Consider the following 18,253-nt stretch of genomic DNA (forward strand, 5'->3'; position numbering starts at 1 on the left):
CCATGGTGGCCGGAGTCACGTAATTCAGTCTCTGGAAAACCCGGTACGGTTCAGAGACTTGCAGGCCTGGGATTCAGGAACGCCCGTGCACGGAAGCCGCCATAGGCGGCTTGGGCGGTATGGAGGAGGTTCAAGGCCTCTGGCACGGTGACGGCGTCGATGCCAACGATGAGTTCGAAGGTCGACCGCTCGAGAAACGCCGCGAAGTCATCGTCAGAAAGTAGAAGCCGAATACCATGGGCAGAGGAAAAGGAAAAGACACCGGCACCACGTTCAGCCGTGTTTACGGACTCAAGTAGGAGTTCCAGTAGATTGGCGGCGTCGGAAGCTGGGTCCTGAAAGCGCAGGGAGAAAGTCATGTCAGCGGCAGTGCTGGCCCGCGGAAGTCTCAACGTGCCGAGCGCGACGTGGGCCCTGCACGGACACAACTGTTGGCCTGAGAGATCCGGTCTGGATGGGTTTCGCGTAGGAGGCGCACTCGGGCTGTTGTCCCCGTCGAGAATGCCGGTTGGCACCAACGAAAGGGCCTTTGGCGACGTGAGCGTTCGGCATCGGCGAACGGTTGGAGTCGCGTGGCGAGCCCCAGCGCCTGTCTTCAAGTCTCATACCTGGCTGTATTGTAACCGGGAGTCGCGGATCTGGCGCGGGCTCGACGACGTTCCCAAGAGGGACAGTCGGCGCCGCTGTCGACAAGTTCGGCCAGAGGTTCCCCGTGTCAGTGGGAGCGTCGTTGATACGGATTCGTCGCTGTGACCGTCCCATCGAGTAGCCACTCGGGCACGTCGCGCGGGACCGGAAGGCGTGCCCTTTCCCCCGCACGCCGTCATCGGCCTGGCGCAATGTCGCGCTGACGGTCTTCAACCGACGCCGGATTGATCTTCGAGGAACCACCGGGGCCTTGGCGAGTTCCGTCGTGCTCCTGCTGTGAGGCGTTCTCGTCTGTCGGGATTCGCTGTAGCGGCGACTGCGGGCCGCGCTCTGGTGCTTGCCCGTCCCGCTCGTGCTCTGGGTGCTCCTGGTCCAGGCCCCGCGGGCGCTCACGCGCCATCAGCCAGTCCGACATCCGCTGTGCATCGACGGCGGCGGCGCGGATCTCCTTGGGGTCGTTCTCCAGGGCCTTGATCCAGGAGCTGACGTAGGCCGTGCCGTGCCGCGGCTCGTGCCCGACTCCGAGCTGTTCGCCGGTCATCATCGCGGCGATCTCGGCCCGCAGCTCCTCGCGCGCGTAGGCCTCCGAGCCGAAGCCGCCGTGCTTCACCAGGGTCGGCCGGTTCAGGCGGTCCGGGTGCCCGGTCGCGTGGCCCAGCTCATGCAGCGCCGTGTGGGTGTAGGCCGACTGCGACTCGAACTGGCTCCTGTCGGGCAGCACCACGCGGTCGTCCTTCAGGCTGTAGTAGGCCCGGTCGCCGGCGACGTGGTCGACGCGGACGCCGCTGCTGCGGATCAGCGCCTCGGCGCGCTCGTGCCCCTCCCACTCCGGGGCGGCCTCGGCCAGCGACCGCAGCTTGAGTCCCTCGGTCTGCTCGACGTTGAAGACGTAGTGCAGCTTGACGATGGGCCGGTCCCGCTGGACCCATTCGAGCTTCTTGCGGCCCTCGTCATCGAGCACCGGGTTGCCGTTGTCGTCACGGGCGGTCCGCTGCTGCCGCCACTCGACGTACATGATGGGCGTCCCCTTCTCCCCCTTGCGGACGTGTCCGCCGGCCTCCTGGATCTGGCGGTAGCCGCCCCAGCGCGGATCGGCGTAACCGCGCTCCAGCCCGTTCATGGCGAGGTAGACGGCGTTGCCGCCGCGATAGTCTCGCCCACTGCCGAAGTTGTGCGGCATGATCCGCTCGCCGGGCTTCCACGGTTTCTGCCACGGCGCGGTCCCATCCTTGAGCGCCTGGATGATCCGCTCGGCGAACTGCTGGTGGTACGCCTCGGCCCTCTCGTGCCCGCCGGCCATCAGAGCGCCCCCTCGATGCCGCCCTCTTCGTCTTCGAGGTCGACGTCCCAACCGGCCAGCGCCTCCAGTGACGGCGCCTCGATGGGCCGGCCGGTCCGGAACAGCTCGGCGACCGCCTCGTCGAACTCCTCGCGGCTCTCGACCCGAACCGGCTCCCGCTGTTCTTCCTTCCTGTCGTCACGCTCACTCATCCCTGCACCTCCCTGCAACCGCCCATCGGTTGCGTTCCTTCCCATTCCCGCCCCCGATCAACACGCTGCCCGTCCGCGCGCCGCACCGCCGACACGCCAGGCGCCGGCACAGCGCATCGAGCGGCGCATTCCACCCGAACCGCGCCGCCAGCGCCGCAAGGTCCAGCACGACGTAGCGCTCGCACGCCGCGCAGCACGCGGTCAGCTCAAACCGGCGGTGGTCCGCCAGCGTCCGGAGCGCGAGTCCGCCGGCCGGCGCCGCTCCAGCCACGGTCCGAGGAGCGTCCACAAGCCGGCGGCTCACCGCGTTCGCCTTCCCCGACGCTTCCGCTTCGGCGCGGACCCCGTCCTCCGCTTCGGCGTCGACGGGCCGCTTCTCGCGTCCCCAGACGGCGGCGGCCAGATGGCCTCGACGACCCAGCGGTTCTCGGTGGCGTCGTAGTCGCGGACTCGGACCATCTGGTCGACCCGGCGCACCCCTTCGGGCGTCCGCGTCTGATGAATGACGGCCTCGATGCCGTCGACCACCCCGCGGCAGACCACCGTCCACGGCAGGGCATCGGATGCCTGCATGGCGCAGGTCGCAAGGCGCGACAGCGCCGCAGCAGCGTTGTTCGCGTGGACGGTGGCGAGCGAGCCGCCGTGCCCGGTGTTGAGCGCCTGCAGCAGGTCGGCGGCCTCGGCCCCACGAACCTCGCCGACGACAACGTGGTCCGGCCGGTGGCGCAGAGCGTGCCGCACCAGGTCGCGGATCGTCACGCCGCGGTCGCCGAGCCCCCGCGCCTCGAACCGCAGGCAGTTAGCGCGGCGCAGCCGCAGCTCCAGCGTGTCCTCTATGGAGATGATGCGGCCGTCGGCCGGCAGTAGCGAGACCAGCGCGTTCAGCAGCGTCGTCTTGCCCGAGCCGGTGCCGCCCGAGATCAGCAGGTTGCGCTCGCGGCCGAGCACGGCCGCGGTCTCGTCGACCACGGCGGCGGGAAGCGACCCGCTCGCGGTCAGTTCCTCGACGGTGAAGGCCCGGCCGCCGAAGCGGCGAATGGTGATCGCAGCCGTCGGCGCGGCCGGCGGGCCGCAGATTGCGACGCGCGAGCCGTCCGCGAGACGCGCGTCGATGATCGGCTCCGTGTTCGGGTCCTTGCCCAGCGGGCGGGCGATCTGGACGGCCGCCCGCGCGGCGGCGTCGGTGGTCAGCTCCGGCACGTCGACGGCTGCCATCCGGCCGTCGCGTTCAACGAAGGCCATCCCCGGCCCGTTGATCATCACTTCCGAGACCGCCTCGTCGTCGAGCGCGGCCTCGAGTCCCGGCAGGAACGGCTTCAGGTCCGAGATGGTCAGCTCCATCTACAGCTCCCCGGCTTCCCGGGCGCGCCAGTAGGGGCGATCCCGCGGGAGGAAGTCCGGCTTCAGGTAGCAGCGCCGCGCGTCGTGAGCACGCTTGCCGTCGTAGGGCAAGACGATGGCCTGGCAGTTGCCGAGCAGGGCGAAGTCGCGCGGATGGAACAGCGCTTCGCGCCGTTCGCTGAACGACTTGCTGGCGCTGAGGCTGCCGGCCCCGCCGCCCGGCGAGCCGGACAGCAGCGACGCGGTGGCGCGGCTGGTCTGTTCCGAGACGCTGTAGGAGACCTTCATCTTCTCGACCTGCCCGCACAGCACGCTGGCGATCTGCACCGACGAGTCGTCGGCGAGCGAGAGGAAGATGCGGGTCCGCAGGGTCTGAAGCAGCGCGCGCCACGCCTCGGACTGGCCCAGGACCGCTCGAAGCGACGCGATCGACTGCGTGGCGACGATGGGGATCAGCCGCGACTGCCGCGTCAGGGCGAACGCCTTCTCGTCGCCCGCCGGGTCGTCCTCGCCGACCGTGGCGAACGTCTGGTACTCGTCGCACAGGAACACGGCCGGCCGGAACACTCGCTCAGGGTCGCGCTGCATCTCGGCGGGCCGGCGCAGGAGGGTCTGGAGCCAGGCCTGCTTTAGGAGCACACCCACGGCGCGAGAGAGCGCCGGGTTGGTGCCGGCCGGCATGTTCAGGCACAGGACCTTGCCCGAGTCGATTACCTCGTCGAGCGGCGGCAGCGGCCGGACGACATCGACGGCGGACTCGGCGGGCGCCTCGTCGGGCGAGGGCGGCGGGGCCGGCGGGGCCGGCGGACAGAAGACGCGCGCCACCTCGGGCAGGTCGAAGACGGAGAGGAAGACGCTGAGACCCTCGATGATGCTGGAGCGCAGCTTCTGGTCGAGCGCCTGCCAGTCCTGCTCGTGCCAGCGCTTCACCGCCGCGAGCCGCTCACGGCGCTCCGGGTCGGCGGCGCCCAGGCGGACGACCTCGAACGTGATCCCGGCCGCCTGGAGCTGCTCGCGCAGCTTCGGGTCGTCCTTCGCCCGAACCGCGCCGTCGCCGGCCGGCTCCCAGGCCCAGCCCTTCGCCGCGCCCATCCGCCCGGACAGGTCGGCGGTCCGGACCCGGACCGCGGAAGGGCCGTCGATCTCGGCTTCGAGCGCCGAGATCCTGCGCTTGACCAAACCCGCGTCGAGCGTTCCCCGGTACACGTCGCGCAGCGTCACCCACGGCCTGGGCGACATGCGGTGCAGCTCGATGATCCAGCGCACGAGGTTGACGTACGCCTGCTGCCAGAAGGGCTCCTTGGAGCGTCCGAAGAGCTGGTTGATGAGGCTGGCGATGGTGTAGGCGAGCGAGTAGGAATCGAGATCGTCGTCCCCCAGCGGGTTCCACTGCCACCGCCCGCCCAGGCCCAGCTCGATGTAGTCGTCGCCGCGCCCGACGTCGGTCAGGATGCCGCGCACCTGATGGCAGAAGTCGCCCTTGACTTCGAGCACCAGACCCGCGACGCGCCGCTCCGGGTCCTGCGCCTGCCAGCCGAGGAGCTGGCGGGCGAACGGGCGCATGCAGGCCGAGGTCTTGCCGGACCCGATCGCGCCGCAGATAAGGATGCCGGTGTAGAGGCCCAGCTCGGGGACCACGAGCCACTGCGGGCTGGCGATCTCTCGGACCGCGACCGGATGATGCACCTCGCCGACGACGATGGCCGGGGCCGGATCGGCCGAATCGACCGGCCACGCCGGCAACTGGCAGCGGACCCGGCCGCGGGGCCAGCCCGCGAACCAGACGCGGCCGGCCGCGACGGCGACGGACCACGCGATGACGGCGGCGATGGCCGGTCCGAGGTAGTGCCACGCCCGGATCAGGTCGTGCATGCCGGGCGACCGGAGGGCGATCAGGTCGGTGACCGGGTCGGCGCCGAACGGCGGGAACGGCCGCCAGAGCCAGACGCTCGCGACGACGGTCAGCGCCACCAGGAGCCGGTTCATTCCGGCACCCTCCGGGAGCGCCACGTCCGGCCGGCCGTGATCGCCGGCCCCTGCGGGCGCGACCGTTCCGACGCTTCCTCCAGCGCCGCGCAGCGGGCGATGGCGTCATTGAGGCCGCCCCAGGCCTCCAGGGCGGCCAGGTCGAGAGCGGCGACCGCCTTGCGGATCGCGGCGATCTCTTCGGCCGAGTCCGGCGCGCCGCCGGCGACCCGAGGCGCGCGCGTCCAGCCTTCGAGCACCCGTTCCGCCGCCTCCAGGCGCACCGGGTCGCGGCCCACGACGACGACCTCGACGGCGCGGCCAGCTTTCCTGAGCGACGCCCACAGCGCGGCGTGCTGCCCGCCCCACGTCGAGAGCCCGCTCGGCGTCTCGTCCTCCGCCTGCACAAAGACGAAGGTCGCGCGCTCGGCATCGAGCGCCAGCGGCAGCTTGTGGACGAAGTGCCGGCGCGTCGCCTTGCCCGCCCCCTGATACAGCCGGCCCGGCAGCACGTGCTCCGGGACGCCCGCGGCCGTCAGCGCCGCCACCTTCTCCCCCTCGGTCGGCAGCCATGGCAGGTCCAGGTGGTCGAGCACGCAGTCGAGCGACAGCAGCCGGCGCAGCGTCACCTCCGGCGTCGCCTCGCGCCGGTGCCGGACGTGCTCGGCCGCCAATGCTTGGTACAGCGGTCGGGAGGCGATCCGGCACAGCCGCAGGCCGGTCCCGTTCCAAGGCTCCTCGACGGCCGCCTTGCCGCACCGCTCGACGAAGCGGCGGGCCAGCTCCCGGTGCGGCTTCCCGACGAAGGCGAGGTACTGCCTTCGCAGGAAGACCCCGCTGTGCAAGCACACCAGTGCGAGCCACTCGGCGTCGCGGCCCGTCCACCCAAACTCGGCGAGCGCGTCCACGCGACCTTGAAGATGCGGGATCATTGGCCTCCGCTCGTGACGATGCGGTCGCCCTGGAGGAACGAGATCACGATCCCCATCGGGTTGCGGACGACCAGCTCCGCCGGGATCTCCGGCACGAACGAGAACCGCATCGACACCGACCAGGACTCGCGCGCCAGCTCCTCGCCAGCGCGCATCCGCACCAGGTCGAACGTCGCCGCCGCGCCGTGCGGCTCGGTGGGCTGCGGCAGAATGCGCACGGCCACGTCCTCGACATACAGCTCCGCGTCCCGCAGCCCGACCGCCGTCGCCGCAACGTCCTCGGCCTGCTCGGCGTAGGCGGCGTTCGCGACCTCCGGCGTCAGGAACCACAAGGACCGCTCCCAGTACTCGCGCACCGTGCCCTGCCGGCGCGAGTAGTGGTCGACGACGAAGCGGTGCAGGAAGAAGCCCGTGGTCGGGTCCAGCGGGTCGGCCTGCGCCTCCATCGCCTCGTAGGCGACGGCCTCGGCGCGGCCCACCTCGTCGACGCGCACCACGAGCGGCTTGGGCTGCGGCGCCCAGGCCAGCCGGGCCAGGGCGACCGCCAGGACCAGGATCACTGCGCACAGCACCCCGGTGACGACGCGCAGATGCCGCGCCGCGTGCATCTGCTCCCCCCAGATCTCCGCGAACTCACGCGCCGCCATCACACTCCTCCCGTCACTGCCACACGCGCCACCGTCGCGGTCTGCATCGCCCGCCCCGATGCGCCGGAGCCGACGTTGCCCGAGCCCGAGAGCAGCATCTGCGTCAACTCACCCACCTTGAGCGTGGCCAGACCCGCCGCCACGATGTAGGGGATGGTGACCAGCGATCGCCGCCACGCCGCCGCGATCCCGGTTGGTCCCGCCCACTCCACGTCAGCCGCGATGTCACCCGTCCAGCCCTGCACCACGAACACCCCCAGCTCGGTGACGATCCGGAATACCGCCCCCGCCACCGCGCCGTAGAGCGAGTAGACGAGCACCGTGCGGAGCCAGCCCCAGAAGAGGAAGGAGAGCTGCGGGATCGCGATCCACGGAATGAAGACCGGGCCGAGCAGGAGCGCGATGGACAGGGCCATCTGCGCCCACATGACCTGCGCCTGCCCGAGGGCGAAGACGACGATCAGGCCGATGACGAGGCCCATCATCAGGGCCACCGTCACCAGCAGGTCGAAGGCCGCGTCGAGCACGCCCGGCAGGTCCGTCACCACGTTCCAGCCGAACGTCGCCATGCCGCCGAAGCTCTCCCGCCCCCCGAACTGCTCCCGCCACGCGGCAAGCGCGAGGCCGAGCTGCTCCAGCATGGCGCTCCCGGCGTCGGCGACGATCATCGTCTGGAGCCACTCGCCCATGCCGGTGATCAGGTCCGGCACGCTGCGGCCGGCGCCCGGAAGCGGCGCCGTGTAGAACTGGAGCATGCCCAACGGGATCGACAGTCCGATGACCATGCGCACGACGGCGGCCATGTTGACTCCGTGGCCCGAGAGCGCCATCTGCGCCCCGGTCCAGACGACGACGATCAAGGCCAGTCCCTGCCAGAGCTGCATCCCGGCGCCGGCCACGGCGGGCGCGACCGACGCCATCAGTTGGTCGACCAGGATCCCGGCCTGCTGGAGCATCAGGATCAGGTCTTGAAGCGTCATCACTTGGTGTCCCTCTACGGTTGGATGGTGGACTCCCGGCCGCGGACTACCAGGCCGACGGCGACGGGACGCAGCGGTGGCTGTCGGCCAGCGGGCCGGCGATGGCCGTCAGATCGGCGGCGAAGGCGGCCTGCTCCGTTCGCGCCCGCATGGCGTCGGCCTGCCAGCGGGCCTGCGCCTCACGGCGCGCGCGTTCGGCCTCGTACCGCTCGCGAGCGGCGCGGGCGGTCTCGTAGGCCACAAGCTGAGCCTGCGCGACCGCCAGTTCCGTACGGGTTACCGCAGCGGCCAGTTGTGCCTGATCGACGCGCTGCGTCCGCATCAGGTCGTCATTCCGCAGGTCGGCGAGCGCTGCCGACGCCTCGCCCACCTGCCGGGCCAGCAGCGACGCCGCCTCGGCCTCGGCGTGCGCGTGCACCAGGTCGGCCGACGAGACGGCCTGCGCCCGCTCGTGCGCCTCGACCAGCCGCGTCTGCACGGCCGGGTTGTCCACCGCCGCCCGCAACTGGGCTTCGGTGAGCACCGCCGGGGCCAGCGCCTCCAGGTCGTCCCAGACGCCCCGATAGCTGCGCCCGCCGCTACCCATCGCCTCCAGGGCGGCGAGCACGCCGGTCGCCTCGGCCGGGACTGTCCACGTATCGAACGCGCCGGGGAGCGCGGCGAGAATCTCGGTCGCCGGCCGGGTCGCCAGCAGCCCCGTCTCCGGCGCCGCGAGCACCTGCAGCCAGCCGGCCTCGTCCGTGAGGCCCGGAATGCGTTGCGAGAAGGCCCCCACGCCGCCGGAGCTCGTGCTCGTCGCGAGACCGATCCCGTGGCGGCCGATCGACCAGCCGGCGTCGGTCAGCTCCCGCAACCGGCCGATGTTGCCCATCCCGATGTCGTTCGAGGTGACCAGCTCGGTGGTCGCATTCAGCACCCCGTCGAGGGAGGAGAGCTGGTCGACCATCTTTCCGATCTGCGTCACCATGTGCGCGATCTGCGTGATCTGGTTGGCGATGATGATCGTGTCGCACGAGCCGAACAGGCACGCCTCCGCGCGGCGGCTCGACCACGTCCCCACGGCTGCGGCCACCACGAGTCCCGCAACCAGCCAACGCCATCTGTTCTTCGTCATTGCCGATACATCCTTTCCGGGTGCGGCTCGGGCCGCGGCACGAGGAAGTCCGACGTCACCCAGACGCGCAGCCGGTGGCCGGCGCGGACGGTGACCGTCGGCAAGCGGTTGAGGAACCGCGAGAGGATCTGCGTCGCCGACTGGCCGAGGCCCTGCCCTGCCGCGGCGCGGAAGCCAGCCCCGCCGCCGGCATACGGGTCGGAGCCTTGCAGGGTCAGCCCGGCGAGGACACCCACGGCGCCGGCCGCCGCGAACATCGACGCGTAGTGCCGGTCCACCTGGTCGGCCAGCGCGCTCTCGCCGATTCCGTTCAGGCCATGAAAGGCCAGGTCCACCCAGCGGCCATCGGGCCACACGAGGCGATGGAAGCCGACCGCCAGCCGTCCCTGGTCCTGCTGCTCGACGGCCTGCGCCGCGCCGAGCAGCCTTGCACCACGAGGCACGAGGATCCGCTGGCGGTCGGCGGAGTAGAACGGGATCGCCACCTGCGCGAGCACCGGACCGGTGAAGTCGCCATCGAGCTGCGTGACCAGCACGGCGCTCAGCACGGACCCCTCGTAAACGCGCTCCCAGCCGGCCGGATCGGACGGCGCTGTGACGACGACCGGATCGGCCGTGGGGCCGACGGGCGGTCCCGTCACGCCGGGAACCGTCCGCGCCGGGGGCGCGGCATCCGCCGCATCGCCGTTCGCCAGCTCCGCCAGCAGCGCCGCATTGGCGCCGTGCATCTGGTCGGCGATGGCGGCCGGATCCGGTGGGGCCGGCAGGCTCGCCGCGGCAGGCTCACTCGTCAAGTCGGCGACAGCCCGCGGCCAGGAAGACGGATCGCTGCCGTCCGAATCACCAAGCCTGGCACCCTCCGCACGAGTGTCGGGGCTCCGGAACGTCTGCACCACGCTCGGGGCGCGCAGCGACCGGGCGCGCCGTTCGAGCGCCTCCAGCCGCAGCCGCTCCCGCAGCTCGACCTCCCCGGCCGTAGGTGGCAGCGGCATATCGTCCCGTCCCGCATCGGTAGTCGGAAGCCCCGAGGCGGGCAGCGCGGGCGGGAGCCCGCCCGTCGGACCGGCCGCGGCGGCAGCGCGCCGGTTGCGGTCGTCCTCTTCCATCTGACGCTGCTCGGCGAGCTGCGACAGGCGGGAGCTGATCTGCCCGACCACTCCTCGCCCCGAGACGCCCGGCTCGCCGGCGCTGCCAGCTTCGTCTACCTCCGAGTCTCCACCCGACTGGCTCAGCACGAGGCCCACGAGCAGCACCGCGATGACGCCGATGCCGGCCTTCGTGACGAGATTGCCCGGCAGTGCGCCGGATGGCGGGCGCAGGAGTTGCCTCCAATTCGCCATCACGGACCCGCCTTCCGCGGCCTCGCCGTCCACGTGAGCCGCCGGCCGCCGACCTCCAGCGCGCCGGATCCGAGCACTCGCGGGACGACGTGCAGCACGTCCTCGAGCACCGCCGACACGCTCACCCGCTGCAGCTCGCCATCGAGCCGCTCGTACAGCGCGGGTGCGATCGCCCGCGTCCGCAGGTACGTCCGCCGCCCGTCGTGCCACATCCCCTCGACGAGCCACGGGTAGCCGGCAGCTCCAGCCGGCAGGCGGTAGTCGAACTGCAACTGCCGGGGATACGCCTCGCGGTTCTCGTCGAGCTTCGCGGTTGCGGCGTTCCGCGCTACCGCGATCCGTTCGGAGGCCCGCGTTTCCGCCGCTGCCACTGCCTCCCACGCTTCGGCCGCCCGGGCGGCCGTCGCCGCCACGGACTCGGCGGCGGCCAGCACCGGGCCGGCGCCTTCCGCGCTCACGCTCGGTGCGTCCACGCGCACGACCGCGTCCACCGCCTCCTCGCTGCTCTCGATCACCGCCAGCGGCACGATGGCGCCGGCCGCCGTCAGCAGCACCACGTTCGAGCGGGCGCCCTCGACCAGCGGCCGGACGAACACCAGGTGCGCCGCGGCCGACACGTCCCACTGCTCCGGGTCGCCGGGCACGACCTCGACGATCTCGGCCGTCTCCGGCAGCACCACAGTGCTGACATGGCGCAGGCGTGTCATGACCATCACCGGCGCGTCCTGCGCTGGCGGTCCCTGCGCGGCTGCCGGCATCACGGCCAGGGCGCATCCCAGTGACAGAGCCCACGCCCTCATCGCGCCAACCCCCAGAGCAACGGGGCGACCATCCCGAGGATGGCCGCCAAGGCGCCGGCCAGAACCCAGCCCGCTCCGGTCAGCACCGAGCGCCAGGCCGGCGGCGACGGCAGCTGCTCGATCTGTGCCGCGCAGCGCTCCACCCGCCCGAGCAGCTCCGTCGTCAACGCGTCGCGCTTGTGGAGTTCGTCGGCAATCAACCCCATCAGCTCCGACGTCTTGAGCATCGCGCGGCCGTGCCCCGTCAGCGCCTTGACCAGGAAGCTCGCCGCCTCGTCGACCAGTGCATCGCCGTAAGTCTCCTGAGCCCCCGGATCCGCTCGCGCATCCGCTCTGTCGAGCGCGCAATGCCGCCGCCGGTAAGCGGCGATGCGCCGTGTTTGATTCCGGCACCCCAGCGAAGCAGCGTCTCTCTGCGTCATCTTCTTCACCTCCGGCCGCGACTCTCCCGACTCATCGCGCCAGCCCCTGCACCAGGACGGCCGCCACGGCGGCGACCATCCCGCCCACCACGGCGCGCGTCTTCCAGGTCCACTTGCGGTCCGACCGGCCCACCGTCCACTGGGTCTCGGAGTCGCCGATCCGCAGCCGGCCCGGCCCGAGTACGTGGTCGGCGACGTACAGTCCGTCGTCGAAGACCTCGTACGACACGAGGCTCGGCGCCAGGCCCTTCCGGCCGAAGCGCCGGTCGGCCTCCCGCAGCTCGTAGAGCGCCGGCGACTCCTCGGCCCGCGAGCGCAGGTAGGTGAACCGGCCGTCGTGCCACAGCGCCTCGACCTCGAACGGCGGGGCGAAGGCAGCCTCGTCGAGCCGGTAGGGGAAGCGCAGCCGGCGTGGGTACTCGTCGCGCCAGCGCGACCACTCGGCGTCGTGGTCGGCCCACACCCTCGCCATTTCCGCAGCCGCCGCCTCTTCGATCGCCTGCAGCTCGGCGCGCGCCGCCGCCTCTTCGGCCCGGTGCACGGCCAACTCGCCGCCGGCCACGAATGCCGGCGCATGCCGCGGCAGGTCAGCCGGCGAGGGCCGCTCCGGCCCGCCGACATACACGACCAGGTCCGGCTCCTCGTCGGACGACTCGGCCACCAGCAGCGCCCACACCCGGCCGCTCTCCGCGACCAGGGTGACGTTCGACGCAACGTCCTCTTCGAGCGGCTTGACGTACGCGACGTTGCCCGCCGCCGACACGTCCCAGTAGTCCGCGTCACCCGCCACGACATCGACGATGGTCTCGTCTCCCGGCAGCACGACGGTCGTCGTGTGCCGCACCTGCGCCGTGACCGGGATCGGCGCCTCCCGAATCCCGTCCGCCACGGTCCGAATCCCCTGCGCGGCGGTCGGCATCGCCGGCAGCAGGCCGCACACCGCGAACGTCATGAGCCTCCGTCTCATCACTCCTCCTCTTGCCTCACCCGAGCACCGCCGCCCGCTTGTGATCGAGTCCCGCGGCCAGGCGCACGATCGCGCCTTCCACCCCGTAGCGCGCCACCATCTCGGCGCGCCGTTGCGCCTCGCCCGCCGACGACGTGTAGAGCCAGTAGCTCTCCGGGTCGACCGCCAGGCGGAGGACGGCCGCCGTCGTCGGCCGCCGCAGGTACAGCTCCCGCTTCGGCTCCAGTTCGCGGACGGTCCGCAGCTCGTCGTCGTTGAGCTGGAACGTCGCCTGCCCCGCCTCGGGGAAGTCCGGGTTCGCGAGGAACAGCCGCGTCGGCATCGACTCCAGCAGCGCCGCCGCTCCCGCCGTCTCCGTGATGTCCGTGACCGACTGCGTCGCCAGGATCAGCGCCGCGTTGCGCTTGCGCCACGTCCGTGCCGCTTCCGTCAACCGGCCGAGCACCACCGGGTCCCGCAGGTAGCGCCACGCCTCGTCGACCACCATCAGCTTCAACCGCGTGGCCTCCGCCGGCGATTCGATCTCGGTCCGCAGCCGTTCGAGCAGGTAGAGCAGCGCCGCCTCGCACCAGTCCTCGTGCTCGACCGCGCCAGCCAGGTCGATCACCTGCCAGTCGGCCAGGGTGAGATCCGCATCTTCCGCCGGAGGGTTGTCGAACCAGCGACCCCAGGCGCCGGAACCGTGCCAGCGCGAGAGTGCCGGCCACATCGGCGCCGGCAGCGACCGCACAAGGTTGCCCAGCGAGCGGCGCGCCGGGGCCAGGGCGTACAGGTCCTCGATCCGCGCCCGCACCTCGGAGAGATCCCCGCTCGACTCCTCCCAGCCGCCGATCCGTAGCAGCCGCAAGACCCAGGCCGAGAGGAACTGAACCGTCCGCTCCGTGTGCTCCAGGCCGAACGGGCGGAGCGAGATCGCGTCCTTCTCCGGAGAGACTTCGAGGTAGCCGCCCCCGAGGAACTGCGTCAGGGCGCGGTAGCTGCCGCCCAAGTCGAGGATCAGGACCCGCGGGTCGTACTGCAGCGCCTGGACCAGCAGGAAGTTGAGGGTGAAGCTCTTGCCGGCCCCCGTCGCCCCGAGCATCAGCGTGTGGCCGACGTCGCGCCCCCCGAACAGGTCGTAGTGGTAGGGCGTGCCGGCCGGCGTCTCAAAGACCGTCAGCGCCGGCGCATCGAGGTGCCCGCAGCACCGGTCCCCTCGGGGCGGACCGAAGAGCGGCGCCACGCAGGCAGCGACGCCCGCCGAGACGAACACGCGCCGCGGCTGCCGCGACGCCGGCTGGCCCGGCAGCCGGCCGAACCAGACGGCGAGCTGCCCGTAGGACTCGCGCGCCGCCTTCGCGTCCAGCCCGCCGAAGACCCGCTGGATGTCTGCGCCCCACTGCTCAAGTTGCTCGGACGAGCCCCGTACGGCGACCGACAGCGCCACGTCGCCGTACGAGACGCCCTCGGTCTCCAGCTCGACGAGCGCGTCGCCCGCCCGCCGCGCCTCAATGCTCGCGGCGGCGTCCTCGAGAGCCGCCGTTGTGCCCTCCTTCTCCTGCATGTGGGCGGCCATCGAGTAGCGCTTGGAGAAGTAGTGCCGCTGGGCGGAGCGCAGCTTGCGGCGCGCCGCCTCCCGCGACCACGGACGCCACTCGACAACCGCCGTCATCGGGACCGAGAGCGCATACAGCTCGTCGAGCGCGTTGGCCGTCACCGTGGCCGGCGGCGCCACGCACGACCACAGGCCGACCTGCTCGCGGCCGACGTGCAGCACGTGCCGCTCGGCCGCCACGTCCTCGCCGGCGAGCCGCCAGTTGACGCCGGCGTCAGTCCGCATACCGGGCACCCAACCGTTGAGCCCGCCATTGACGAGCCGATAGAGCACGGCCGCCGCCTTCTCGGCCGTCAGGATCTCGACGGGCGTCACGTCGACCACGCGGGCGGCGGACGCCGCGACCAGCGCCGCCTCGGCCTTGACAGCCCGCGCCAGATCCCCCGCGAGGTAGACCGACTCGTGCGGCGCGCGGCGCCGCCGTAGCCACTCGGCGAGATACGTCCGCCACCAGCCGCCTCCCCGGGTCCCGGCCGTCCGCCGCAGGCCCGGATCGAAGCTCCACACGACGTGCACGTCGAGGTCCTGCACGCGGCCTTCGAGGAACGCCTGCCGCTTGCGCTGGGCCAGCCCCGCGATGTCCGACACCGGAGGCCGCTCGTCGAACGCCGCCGGCCGCCGCTCGACGATCCACGACACCCGCATCTCGGGCGGCAGGCCCGAGAGCATCCGCTGCCAGCGTCCCGTGACCGCGTCGAGGTCGTCCGCGGTCCGGCCGTCCGTGACCACCGGCGTCAGGGCGCCGACCGTCAGCAGCTCGCCGGCCCGCGTCAGGCAGGTCCGCTCATCGACCCAGCCCCAGTACGGCAGCTCGTGCGCCAGCGCGCCCGCCTCACCCGTCACGCGTCACCCCGCTCGATGACGACGTATGGCGAGCGGTCCAGGAGCAGCCCCGCGTCGTACCGGCTGCGGTAGCGGATGGCCGCCCGGACCACGCCGACCAAGTTCTGGTCGCGGCGCCACGCGAGCCAGCCGGCGGCATACAGCACGCCGAAGACCAGTCCGCCCGCCGTCAGGCTGTTGACGGCGTTCCAGATGGCCGCACCGAGCGTCGCGGCCAGCAGGAAGAACCGCCGCTCCACCCCGAGCACCGTGAGCGGCTGGCTCAGGATCGCGTAGCCGTGCCACTGCCTTCGGCCGCGCATCGGTCAGAACATCCAGGCGATGAAGTTGGCCGCGCCCAGCGCCATGCCGAGGCCGAAGATGATCCCGGCCAGCGCCTGCTTGCTGCCGCCTTCCTGAAACGCAAACATCAACCCGCCGACGACGATCGCCACCAGCGCCAGACCGCGCGCGATCGGCCCGGTGAACGCCGTCTGGAGGTTGTTGACCGCGGTCACCCAGGGCGAGACGCCCTGCGCGAACACCGCGTCTCCGGTCCAGGCGACCAACCCGGCCACCATGCCGCTCCACACCCACGCTCGCTTCCGCATTGCCCCCTCCTCGTCACCACGCCCGGCACACCGTCGAGACGTGCCAGGCCAACGCCACGAACATCCCCAACGCGACCCCGCCGACTAGGCCGCCGCCCACGCCCTCGCGGTTGCGCGGGAACGCCGCCAGCAGGGCGCCGAGGAAGGCGACCGCGCACAGTCCGACCGCCCACACCGCGACGCGCCCGCACTCGGCCGCTTCGCTCACTCGTAGTCCCCCGCGTCGTGCCGGGCGAGCGCCTCGCCCAGCGCCGGGTCCTGTCCCTCGCCGCGCCGGATCGCCTGCTCGGTCACGTCCACCTTGCGGCCTACCCGGCCCAGCCCGACCGCCCGCGCCGCCAGGTAGAAGCCGGCCGCGAGCGTCACCAGCGCCATCCCGCCGTAGGCCGCGACGTACCAGCCGTAGTCCGTGAGGATCAGCCGCCCGAACGGCTGCAGGTACGTCAGCTCCGCCGCCAGCGCCCACGCGCCGACCGTGGTCGCCGAGACCGTCAGTCCCACGCTCGCCTTCCACGGCTTCACAGCTCGATCACCTCCTGCTCCCGGCGCGGCAGGCCGCCGCCGCGGCCGCCCCTGCTCCCGCCGCCGAGCGCTCGCCGCACCGCCGCCGCGGCCCCCGGCGACGACGCGTACATCGCGAAGCCCGCCTTCGCCTTCGCTCGGATCGACCGCCCCCGGTAGTGCCCCGAGGCGACCTCGACATTGCAGCGTCCCGTGCGGCCCGCCGCGTCGACGTACTCGACCTGCGCGTCCGGCACGAGCACCTTGCCGCCATCGACCGGCAGCCCCAGCTCTTCGGCGGCCTGCCGCCGCGCCACGTCGGCCGCCTCGCGGCTCGCCGCCCGGCGCGCCTGCTCGCTCCGGGACGCCAGGAGTCCCTTCAGCTCCGCGTCGATCCGGACACGCACCACGCGCCCACCCGCTGCCTCGATCCGCGCCTGCGCCGCTCCGGCCGCCCGGTAGACCGCCACGTCGTGCGCCAGCTCCGCCGGCCGCACCGCGCCGGACAGCGCCCGCTGCTCCGGCCGGCCGGCCTTGCGCCACAGCGCCTCGGCGCGCGCCGCCCCGGCCTCGGTCGCCACCACGACCGTGAACTTGCCGCCCTTCGGCCCGCGCGCCGTCCGCTGCTCGACCCACCCGCGCCGCTCGGCCCGCGCCAGTCCCCGGCGCGCCGCGAACGGGTGTCCGTCGAACTGCCGTTCGATCAGATCCCGCAGCGCCACCGCCCGGAACGCCCCCACGTCGCGCACGAAACCGTCGACGCGCTCGTCGAACGAACGGCGGGGCTTCCCCGCGTCGTACTCGCGGCGGTGCCCGCTCCGGGCGCGGCCTTCCGGCCGCCGGTCGCGCACCTCGCCCCGCAGCGCCGGGTCCCGGTCGGGCATGCGAGTCATCGTCGGAGTCCCTCCACGTGCCCGCCGTGGCCGACCGCGGCCGGTCCGCTGCACACGCGCCGGGCCGACGCCACATCCCGCTCCGCAAGCCGCCAGTCCCGCCCTTCCAGCCCGACCACCTCCGAGCGGCCGACGATCCGGCTCGACAGCCGGTCGTCTCCCATGAACACCGCGATCTCGCTCGGCCGCTTGTTCGAGGTCCACACCGTCCGCCGTCCCGCGTCGTGCCGCGCCTCGTAGAGCATCAGCAGCGTCCGCCGCGTGTAGTCGGTCGCCGCGTCCCGCTCCGACCCCAGGTCGTCGAGCACCAGCAGCGTCGCCGCCACCAGCCGGTCGAACGTCTCCGAGGTGTCCAGCGCGGCCTGCGGCCGGAGCCGGTAGAGCAGCAGCGGCACCCGCGCGAACGCCATCGACCGCTCGCCCGATTGCCACGACTCGTTCAGCACAGTGCACGCCAGCCGCGTCTTGCCCGTGCCCACCGGGCCGCACAGCAGCAGGTCGCGGCCGTCTTCGCCGGCATGGAGAAACGCTTGCGCCGCCTCCAGCGCGTGGCGGTTCTCCGCAGTCCGCCGCCACGTCGCCCATCGCGCCTCGCGGAACTCGCGCGGCACCGACGGCGCCGCTGCGTGCGCCGCCGTCCAGCACCCGCAACGCCGAACTCGCGAGACGCCCTCGACCACGACCGGCTCCCAGCCCGGCGTCCGGTCGCACCGCTTGCACCCAACGCTCATTGATCCGCCCGCTCGATGACCGCGTCATACGCCTCGCGCCTCTCCGTCGACCGCGCCGCCCCGTCTCGCCGGCCGTCGCCTGGTCCTCGGAGCTGCTCGGCCAGCGCCGGCGCACGCGACAGCAGCATCGACAGCGTCCGTGTCCGCCCGTCCAGGAACCGGTCGCCCTCGGTCGTCAGGAACCGCTCGACGAGCCGGTCCAGCTCGGCGTCGTCCCACGCCTGGCACAGCCGCTCGGCCGCGTCCGCGTCCGACGCCTCGACCGCCCGCGTCGGCGCGTACGCCACCCCCCGGTGCCGCGGATACAGCACCGCCCGGTACCGCTCGACCAGCGCCGCCGCGCGCGACGCCGCGGCCGCCGGTGGAGGACCGGCCGACCCCTCCCCCGGACCCAGGGGGTTATTCACATCTACGAGCCCACCAGCCAAGAGGCAAGAGCGGGTGGCGGGGGGTG

At 72.3% G+C, this 18,253-nt stretch carries 21 protein-coding genes; all 21 read right to left on the reverse strand.

Annotated features, from left to right (window positions below; genetic code table 11):
• Positions 1-50: 50 nt before the first annotated feature.
• The 21 genes from F4X11_08525 to F4X11_08625 all read right to left on the reverse strand — a co-directional run bounded on the left by F4X11_08525 (position 51) and on the right by F4X11_08625 (position 18,206).
• The gene (locus F4X11_08525; protein MYN65058.1) at positions 51-359 is read right to left on the reverse strand and encodes a hypothetical protein; all 309 of its coding nucleotides are present in this window, start codon (positions 357-359) and stop codon (positions 51-53) included.
• 464 nt (positions 360-823) lie between these two features.
• The gene (locus tag F4X11_08530) at positions 824-1,948 is read right to left on the reverse strand and encodes a DUF1738 domain-containing protein (protein ID MYN65059.1); all 1,125 of its coding nucleotides are present in this window, start codon (positions 1,946-1,948) and stop codon (positions 824-826) included.
• Positions 1,948-2,139, reverse strand: coding sequence for a hypothetical protein (locus F4X11_08535; GenBank protein ID MYN65060.1), 192 nt, complete (start codon positions 2,137-2,139; stop codon positions 1,948-1,950). The genes F4X11_08530 and F4X11_08535 overlap by 1 nt, the downstream gene beginning before the upstream one ends.
• A 300-nt stretch (positions 2,140-2,439) precedes the next feature.
• The gene (locus F4X11_08540) at positions 2,440-3,480 is read right to left on the reverse strand and encodes a CpaF family protein (GenBank protein ID MYN65061.1); all 1,041 of its coding nucleotides are present in this window, start codon (positions 3,478-3,480) and stop codon (positions 2,440-2,442) included.
• Entirely contained in the window at positions 3,481-5,466 is a 1,986-nt protein-coding gene (locus F4X11_08545) for a type IV secretory system conjugative DNA transfer family protein (GenBank protein MYN65062.1), read from the reverse strand.
• Positions 5,463-6,377 carry a hypothetical protein gene (locus tag F4X11_08550; protein ID MYN65063.1) on the reverse strand — a complete coding sequence of 305 codons (915 nt, stop codon included), beginning with the start codon at positions 6,375-6,377 and terminating at the stop codon, positions 5,463-5,465. The genes F4X11_08545 and F4X11_08550 overlap by 4 nt, the downstream gene beginning before the upstream one ends.
• Positions 6,374-7,024, reverse strand: a complete 651-nt coding sequence (locus F4X11_08555; GenBank protein ID MYN65064.1) for a hypothetical protein — start codon at positions 7,022-7,024, stop codon at positions 6,374-6,376. The genes F4X11_08550 and F4X11_08555 overlap by 4 nt, the downstream gene beginning before the upstream one ends.
• On the reverse strand, positions 7,024-8,004 hold the full coding sequence (locus F4X11_08560) for a type IV secretion system protein (GenBank protein MYN65065.1): 981 nt from the start codon (positions 8,002-8,004) through the stop codon (positions 7,024-7,026). Before F4X11_08560 ends, F4X11_08555 begins: the two co-directional genes overlap by 1 nt.
• A gap of 46 nt (positions 8,005-8,050) precedes the next feature.
• The gene (locus F4X11_08565; protein ID MYN65066.1) at positions 8,051-9,118 is read right to left on the reverse strand and encodes a hypothetical protein; all 1,068 of its coding nucleotides are present in this window, start codon (positions 9,116-9,118) and stop codon (positions 8,051-8,053) included.
• On the reverse strand, positions 9,115-10,458 hold the full coding sequence (locus F4X11_08570) for a TrbI/VirB10 family protein (protein MYN65067.1): 1,344 nt from the start codon (positions 10,456-10,458) through the stop codon (positions 9,115-9,117). The genes F4X11_08565 and F4X11_08570 overlap by 4 nt, the downstream gene beginning before the upstream one ends.
• The gene (locus tag F4X11_08575) at positions 10,458-11,258 is read right to left on the reverse strand and encodes a hypothetical protein (GenBank protein MYN65068.1); all 801 of its coding nucleotides are present in this window, start codon (positions 11,256-11,258) and stop codon (positions 10,458-10,460) included. The genes F4X11_08570 and F4X11_08575 overlap by 1 nt, the downstream gene beginning before the upstream one ends.
• Positions 11,255-11,680, reverse strand: coding sequence for a hypothetical protein (locus F4X11_08580; protein ID MYN65069.1), 426 nt, complete (start codon positions 11,678-11,680; stop codon positions 11,255-11,257). Before F4X11_08580 ends, F4X11_08575 begins: the two co-directional genes overlap by 4 nt.
• A 31-nt stretch (positions 11,681-11,711) precedes the next feature.
• The gene (locus F4X11_08585) at positions 11,712-12,647 is read right to left on the reverse strand and encodes a hypothetical protein (protein MYN65070.1); all 936 of its coding nucleotides are present in this window, start codon (positions 12,645-12,647) and stop codon (positions 11,712-11,714) included.
• Positions 12,648-12,663: 16 nt separating this feature from the next.
• On the reverse strand, positions 12,664-15,084 hold the full coding sequence (locus F4X11_08590) for a type IV secretion system DNA-binding domain-containing protein (GenBank protein MYN65071.1): 2,421 nt from the start codon (positions 15,082-15,084) through the stop codon (positions 12,664-12,666).
• Positions 15,081-15,386, reverse strand: a complete 306-nt coding sequence (locus F4X11_08595; protein ID MYN65072.1) for a hypothetical protein — start codon at positions 15,384-15,386, stop codon at positions 15,081-15,083. The genes F4X11_08590 and F4X11_08595 overlap by 4 nt, the downstream gene beginning before the upstream one ends.
• A 3-nt stretch (positions 15,387-15,389) precedes the next feature.
• On the reverse strand, positions 15,390-15,674 hold the full coding sequence (locus F4X11_08600) for a TrbC/VirB2 family protein (GenBank protein MYN65073.1): 285 nt from the start codon (positions 15,672-15,674) through the stop codon (positions 15,390-15,392).
• A gap of 13 nt (positions 15,675-15,687) precedes the next feature.
• Positions 15,688-15,882, reverse strand: a complete 195-nt coding sequence (locus tag F4X11_08605) for a hypothetical protein (GenBank protein ID MYN65074.1) — start codon at positions 15,880-15,882, stop codon at positions 15,688-15,690.
• Positions 15,879-16,196, reverse strand: coding sequence for a hypothetical protein (locus F4X11_08610; GenBank protein MYN65075.1), 318 nt, complete (start codon positions 16,194-16,196; stop codon positions 15,879-15,881). The genes F4X11_08605 and F4X11_08610 overlap by 4 nt, the downstream gene beginning before the upstream one ends.
• A complete protein-coding gene (locus F4X11_08615; protein ID MYN65076.1) occupies positions 16,193-17,059 on the reverse strand; it encodes a hypothetical protein in 867 nt (288 codons plus the stop codon). The genes F4X11_08610 and F4X11_08615 overlap by 4 nt, the downstream gene beginning before the upstream one ends.
• A gap of 5 nt (positions 17,060-17,064) precedes the next feature.
• Positions 17,065-17,799 carry a hypothetical protein gene (locus tag F4X11_08620; GenBank protein MYN65077.1) on the reverse strand — a complete coding sequence of 245 codons (735 nt, stop codon included), beginning with the start codon at positions 17,797-17,799 and terminating at the stop codon, positions 17,065-17,067.
• Positions 17,796-18,206, reverse strand: a complete 411-nt coding sequence (locus F4X11_08625; protein MYN65078.1) for a hypothetical protein — start codon at positions 18,204-18,206, stop codon at positions 17,796-17,798. The genes F4X11_08620 and F4X11_08625 overlap by 4 nt, the downstream gene beginning before the upstream one ends.
• Positions 18,207-18,253 lie beyond the last annotated feature (47 nt).

It is taken from the genome of Acidobacteriota bacterium, assembly GCA_009861545.1.
Classification (GTDB): Bacteria; Acidobacteriota; Vicinamibacteria; order Vicinamibacterales; family UBA8438; genus WTFV01.

Coding starts and splice junctions, on each gene's coding strand:
- F4X11_08620 (MYN65077.1), bottom strand. CDS start 17,799: ATGAGCGTTGGGTGCAAGCGGTGCGACCGGACGCCGGGCTGGGAGCCG.
- F4X11_08600 (MYN65073.1), bottom strand. CDS start 15,674: ATGCGGAAGCGAGCGTGGGTGTGGAGCGGCATGGTGGCCGGGTTGGTC.
- F4X11_08595 (MYN65072.1), bottom strand. CDS start 15,386: ATGCGCGGCCGAAGGCAGTGGCACGGCTACGCGATCCTGAGCCAGCCG.
- F4X11_08575 (MYN65068.1), bottom strand. CDS start 11,258: ATGAGGGCGTGGGCTCTGTCACTGGGATGCGCCCTGGCCGTGATGCCG.
- F4X11_08550 (MYN65063.1), bottom strand. CDS start 6,377: ATGATCCCGCATCTTCAAGGTCGCGTGGACGCGCTCGCCGAGTTTGGG.
- F4X11_08615 (MYN65076.1), bottom strand. CDS start 17,059: ATGCCCGACCGGGACCCGGCGCTGCGGGGCGAGGTGCGCGACCGGCGG.
- F4X11_08540 (MYN65061.1), bottom strand. CDS start 3,480: ATGGAGCTGACCATCTCGGACCTGAAGCCGTTCCTGCCGGGACTCGAG.
- F4X11_08530 (MYN65059.1), bottom strand. CDS start 1,948: ATGGCCGGCGGGCACGAGAGGGCCGAGGCGTACCACCAGCAGTTCGCC.
- F4X11_08525 (MYN65058.1), bottom strand. CDS start 359: ATGACTTTCTCCCTGCGCTTTCAGGACCCAGCTTCCGACGCCGCCAAT.
- F4X11_08555 (MYN65064.1), bottom strand. CDS start 7,024: ATGGCGGCGCGTGAGTTCGCGGAGATCTGGGGGGAGCAGATGCACGCG.
- F4X11_08545 (MYN65062.1), bottom strand. CDS start 5,466: ATGAACCGGCTCCTGGTGGCGCTGACCGTCGTCGCGAGCGTCTGGCTC.
- F4X11_08580 (MYN65069.1), bottom strand. CDS start 11,680: ATGACGCAGAGAGACGCTGCTTCGCTGGGGTGCCGGAATCAAACACGG.
- F4X11_08560 (MYN65065.1), bottom strand. CDS start 8,004: ATGACGCTTCAAGACCTGATCCTGATGCTCCAGCAGGCCGGGATCCTG.
- F4X11_08535 (MYN65060.1), bottom strand. CDS start 2,139: ATGAGTGAGCGTGACGACAGGAAGGAAGAACAGCGGGAGCCGGTTCGG.
- F4X11_08585 (MYN65070.1), bottom strand. CDS start 12,647: ATGAGACGGAGGCTCATGACGTTCGCGGTGTGCGGCCTGCTGCCGGCG.
- F4X11_08565 (MYN65066.1), bottom strand. CDS start 9,118: ATGACGAAGAACAGATGGCGTTGGCTGGTTGCGGGACTCGTGGTGGCC.
- F4X11_08570 (MYN65067.1), bottom strand. CDS start 10,458: ATGGCGAATTGGAGGCAACTCCTGCGCCCGCCATCCGGCGCACTGCCG.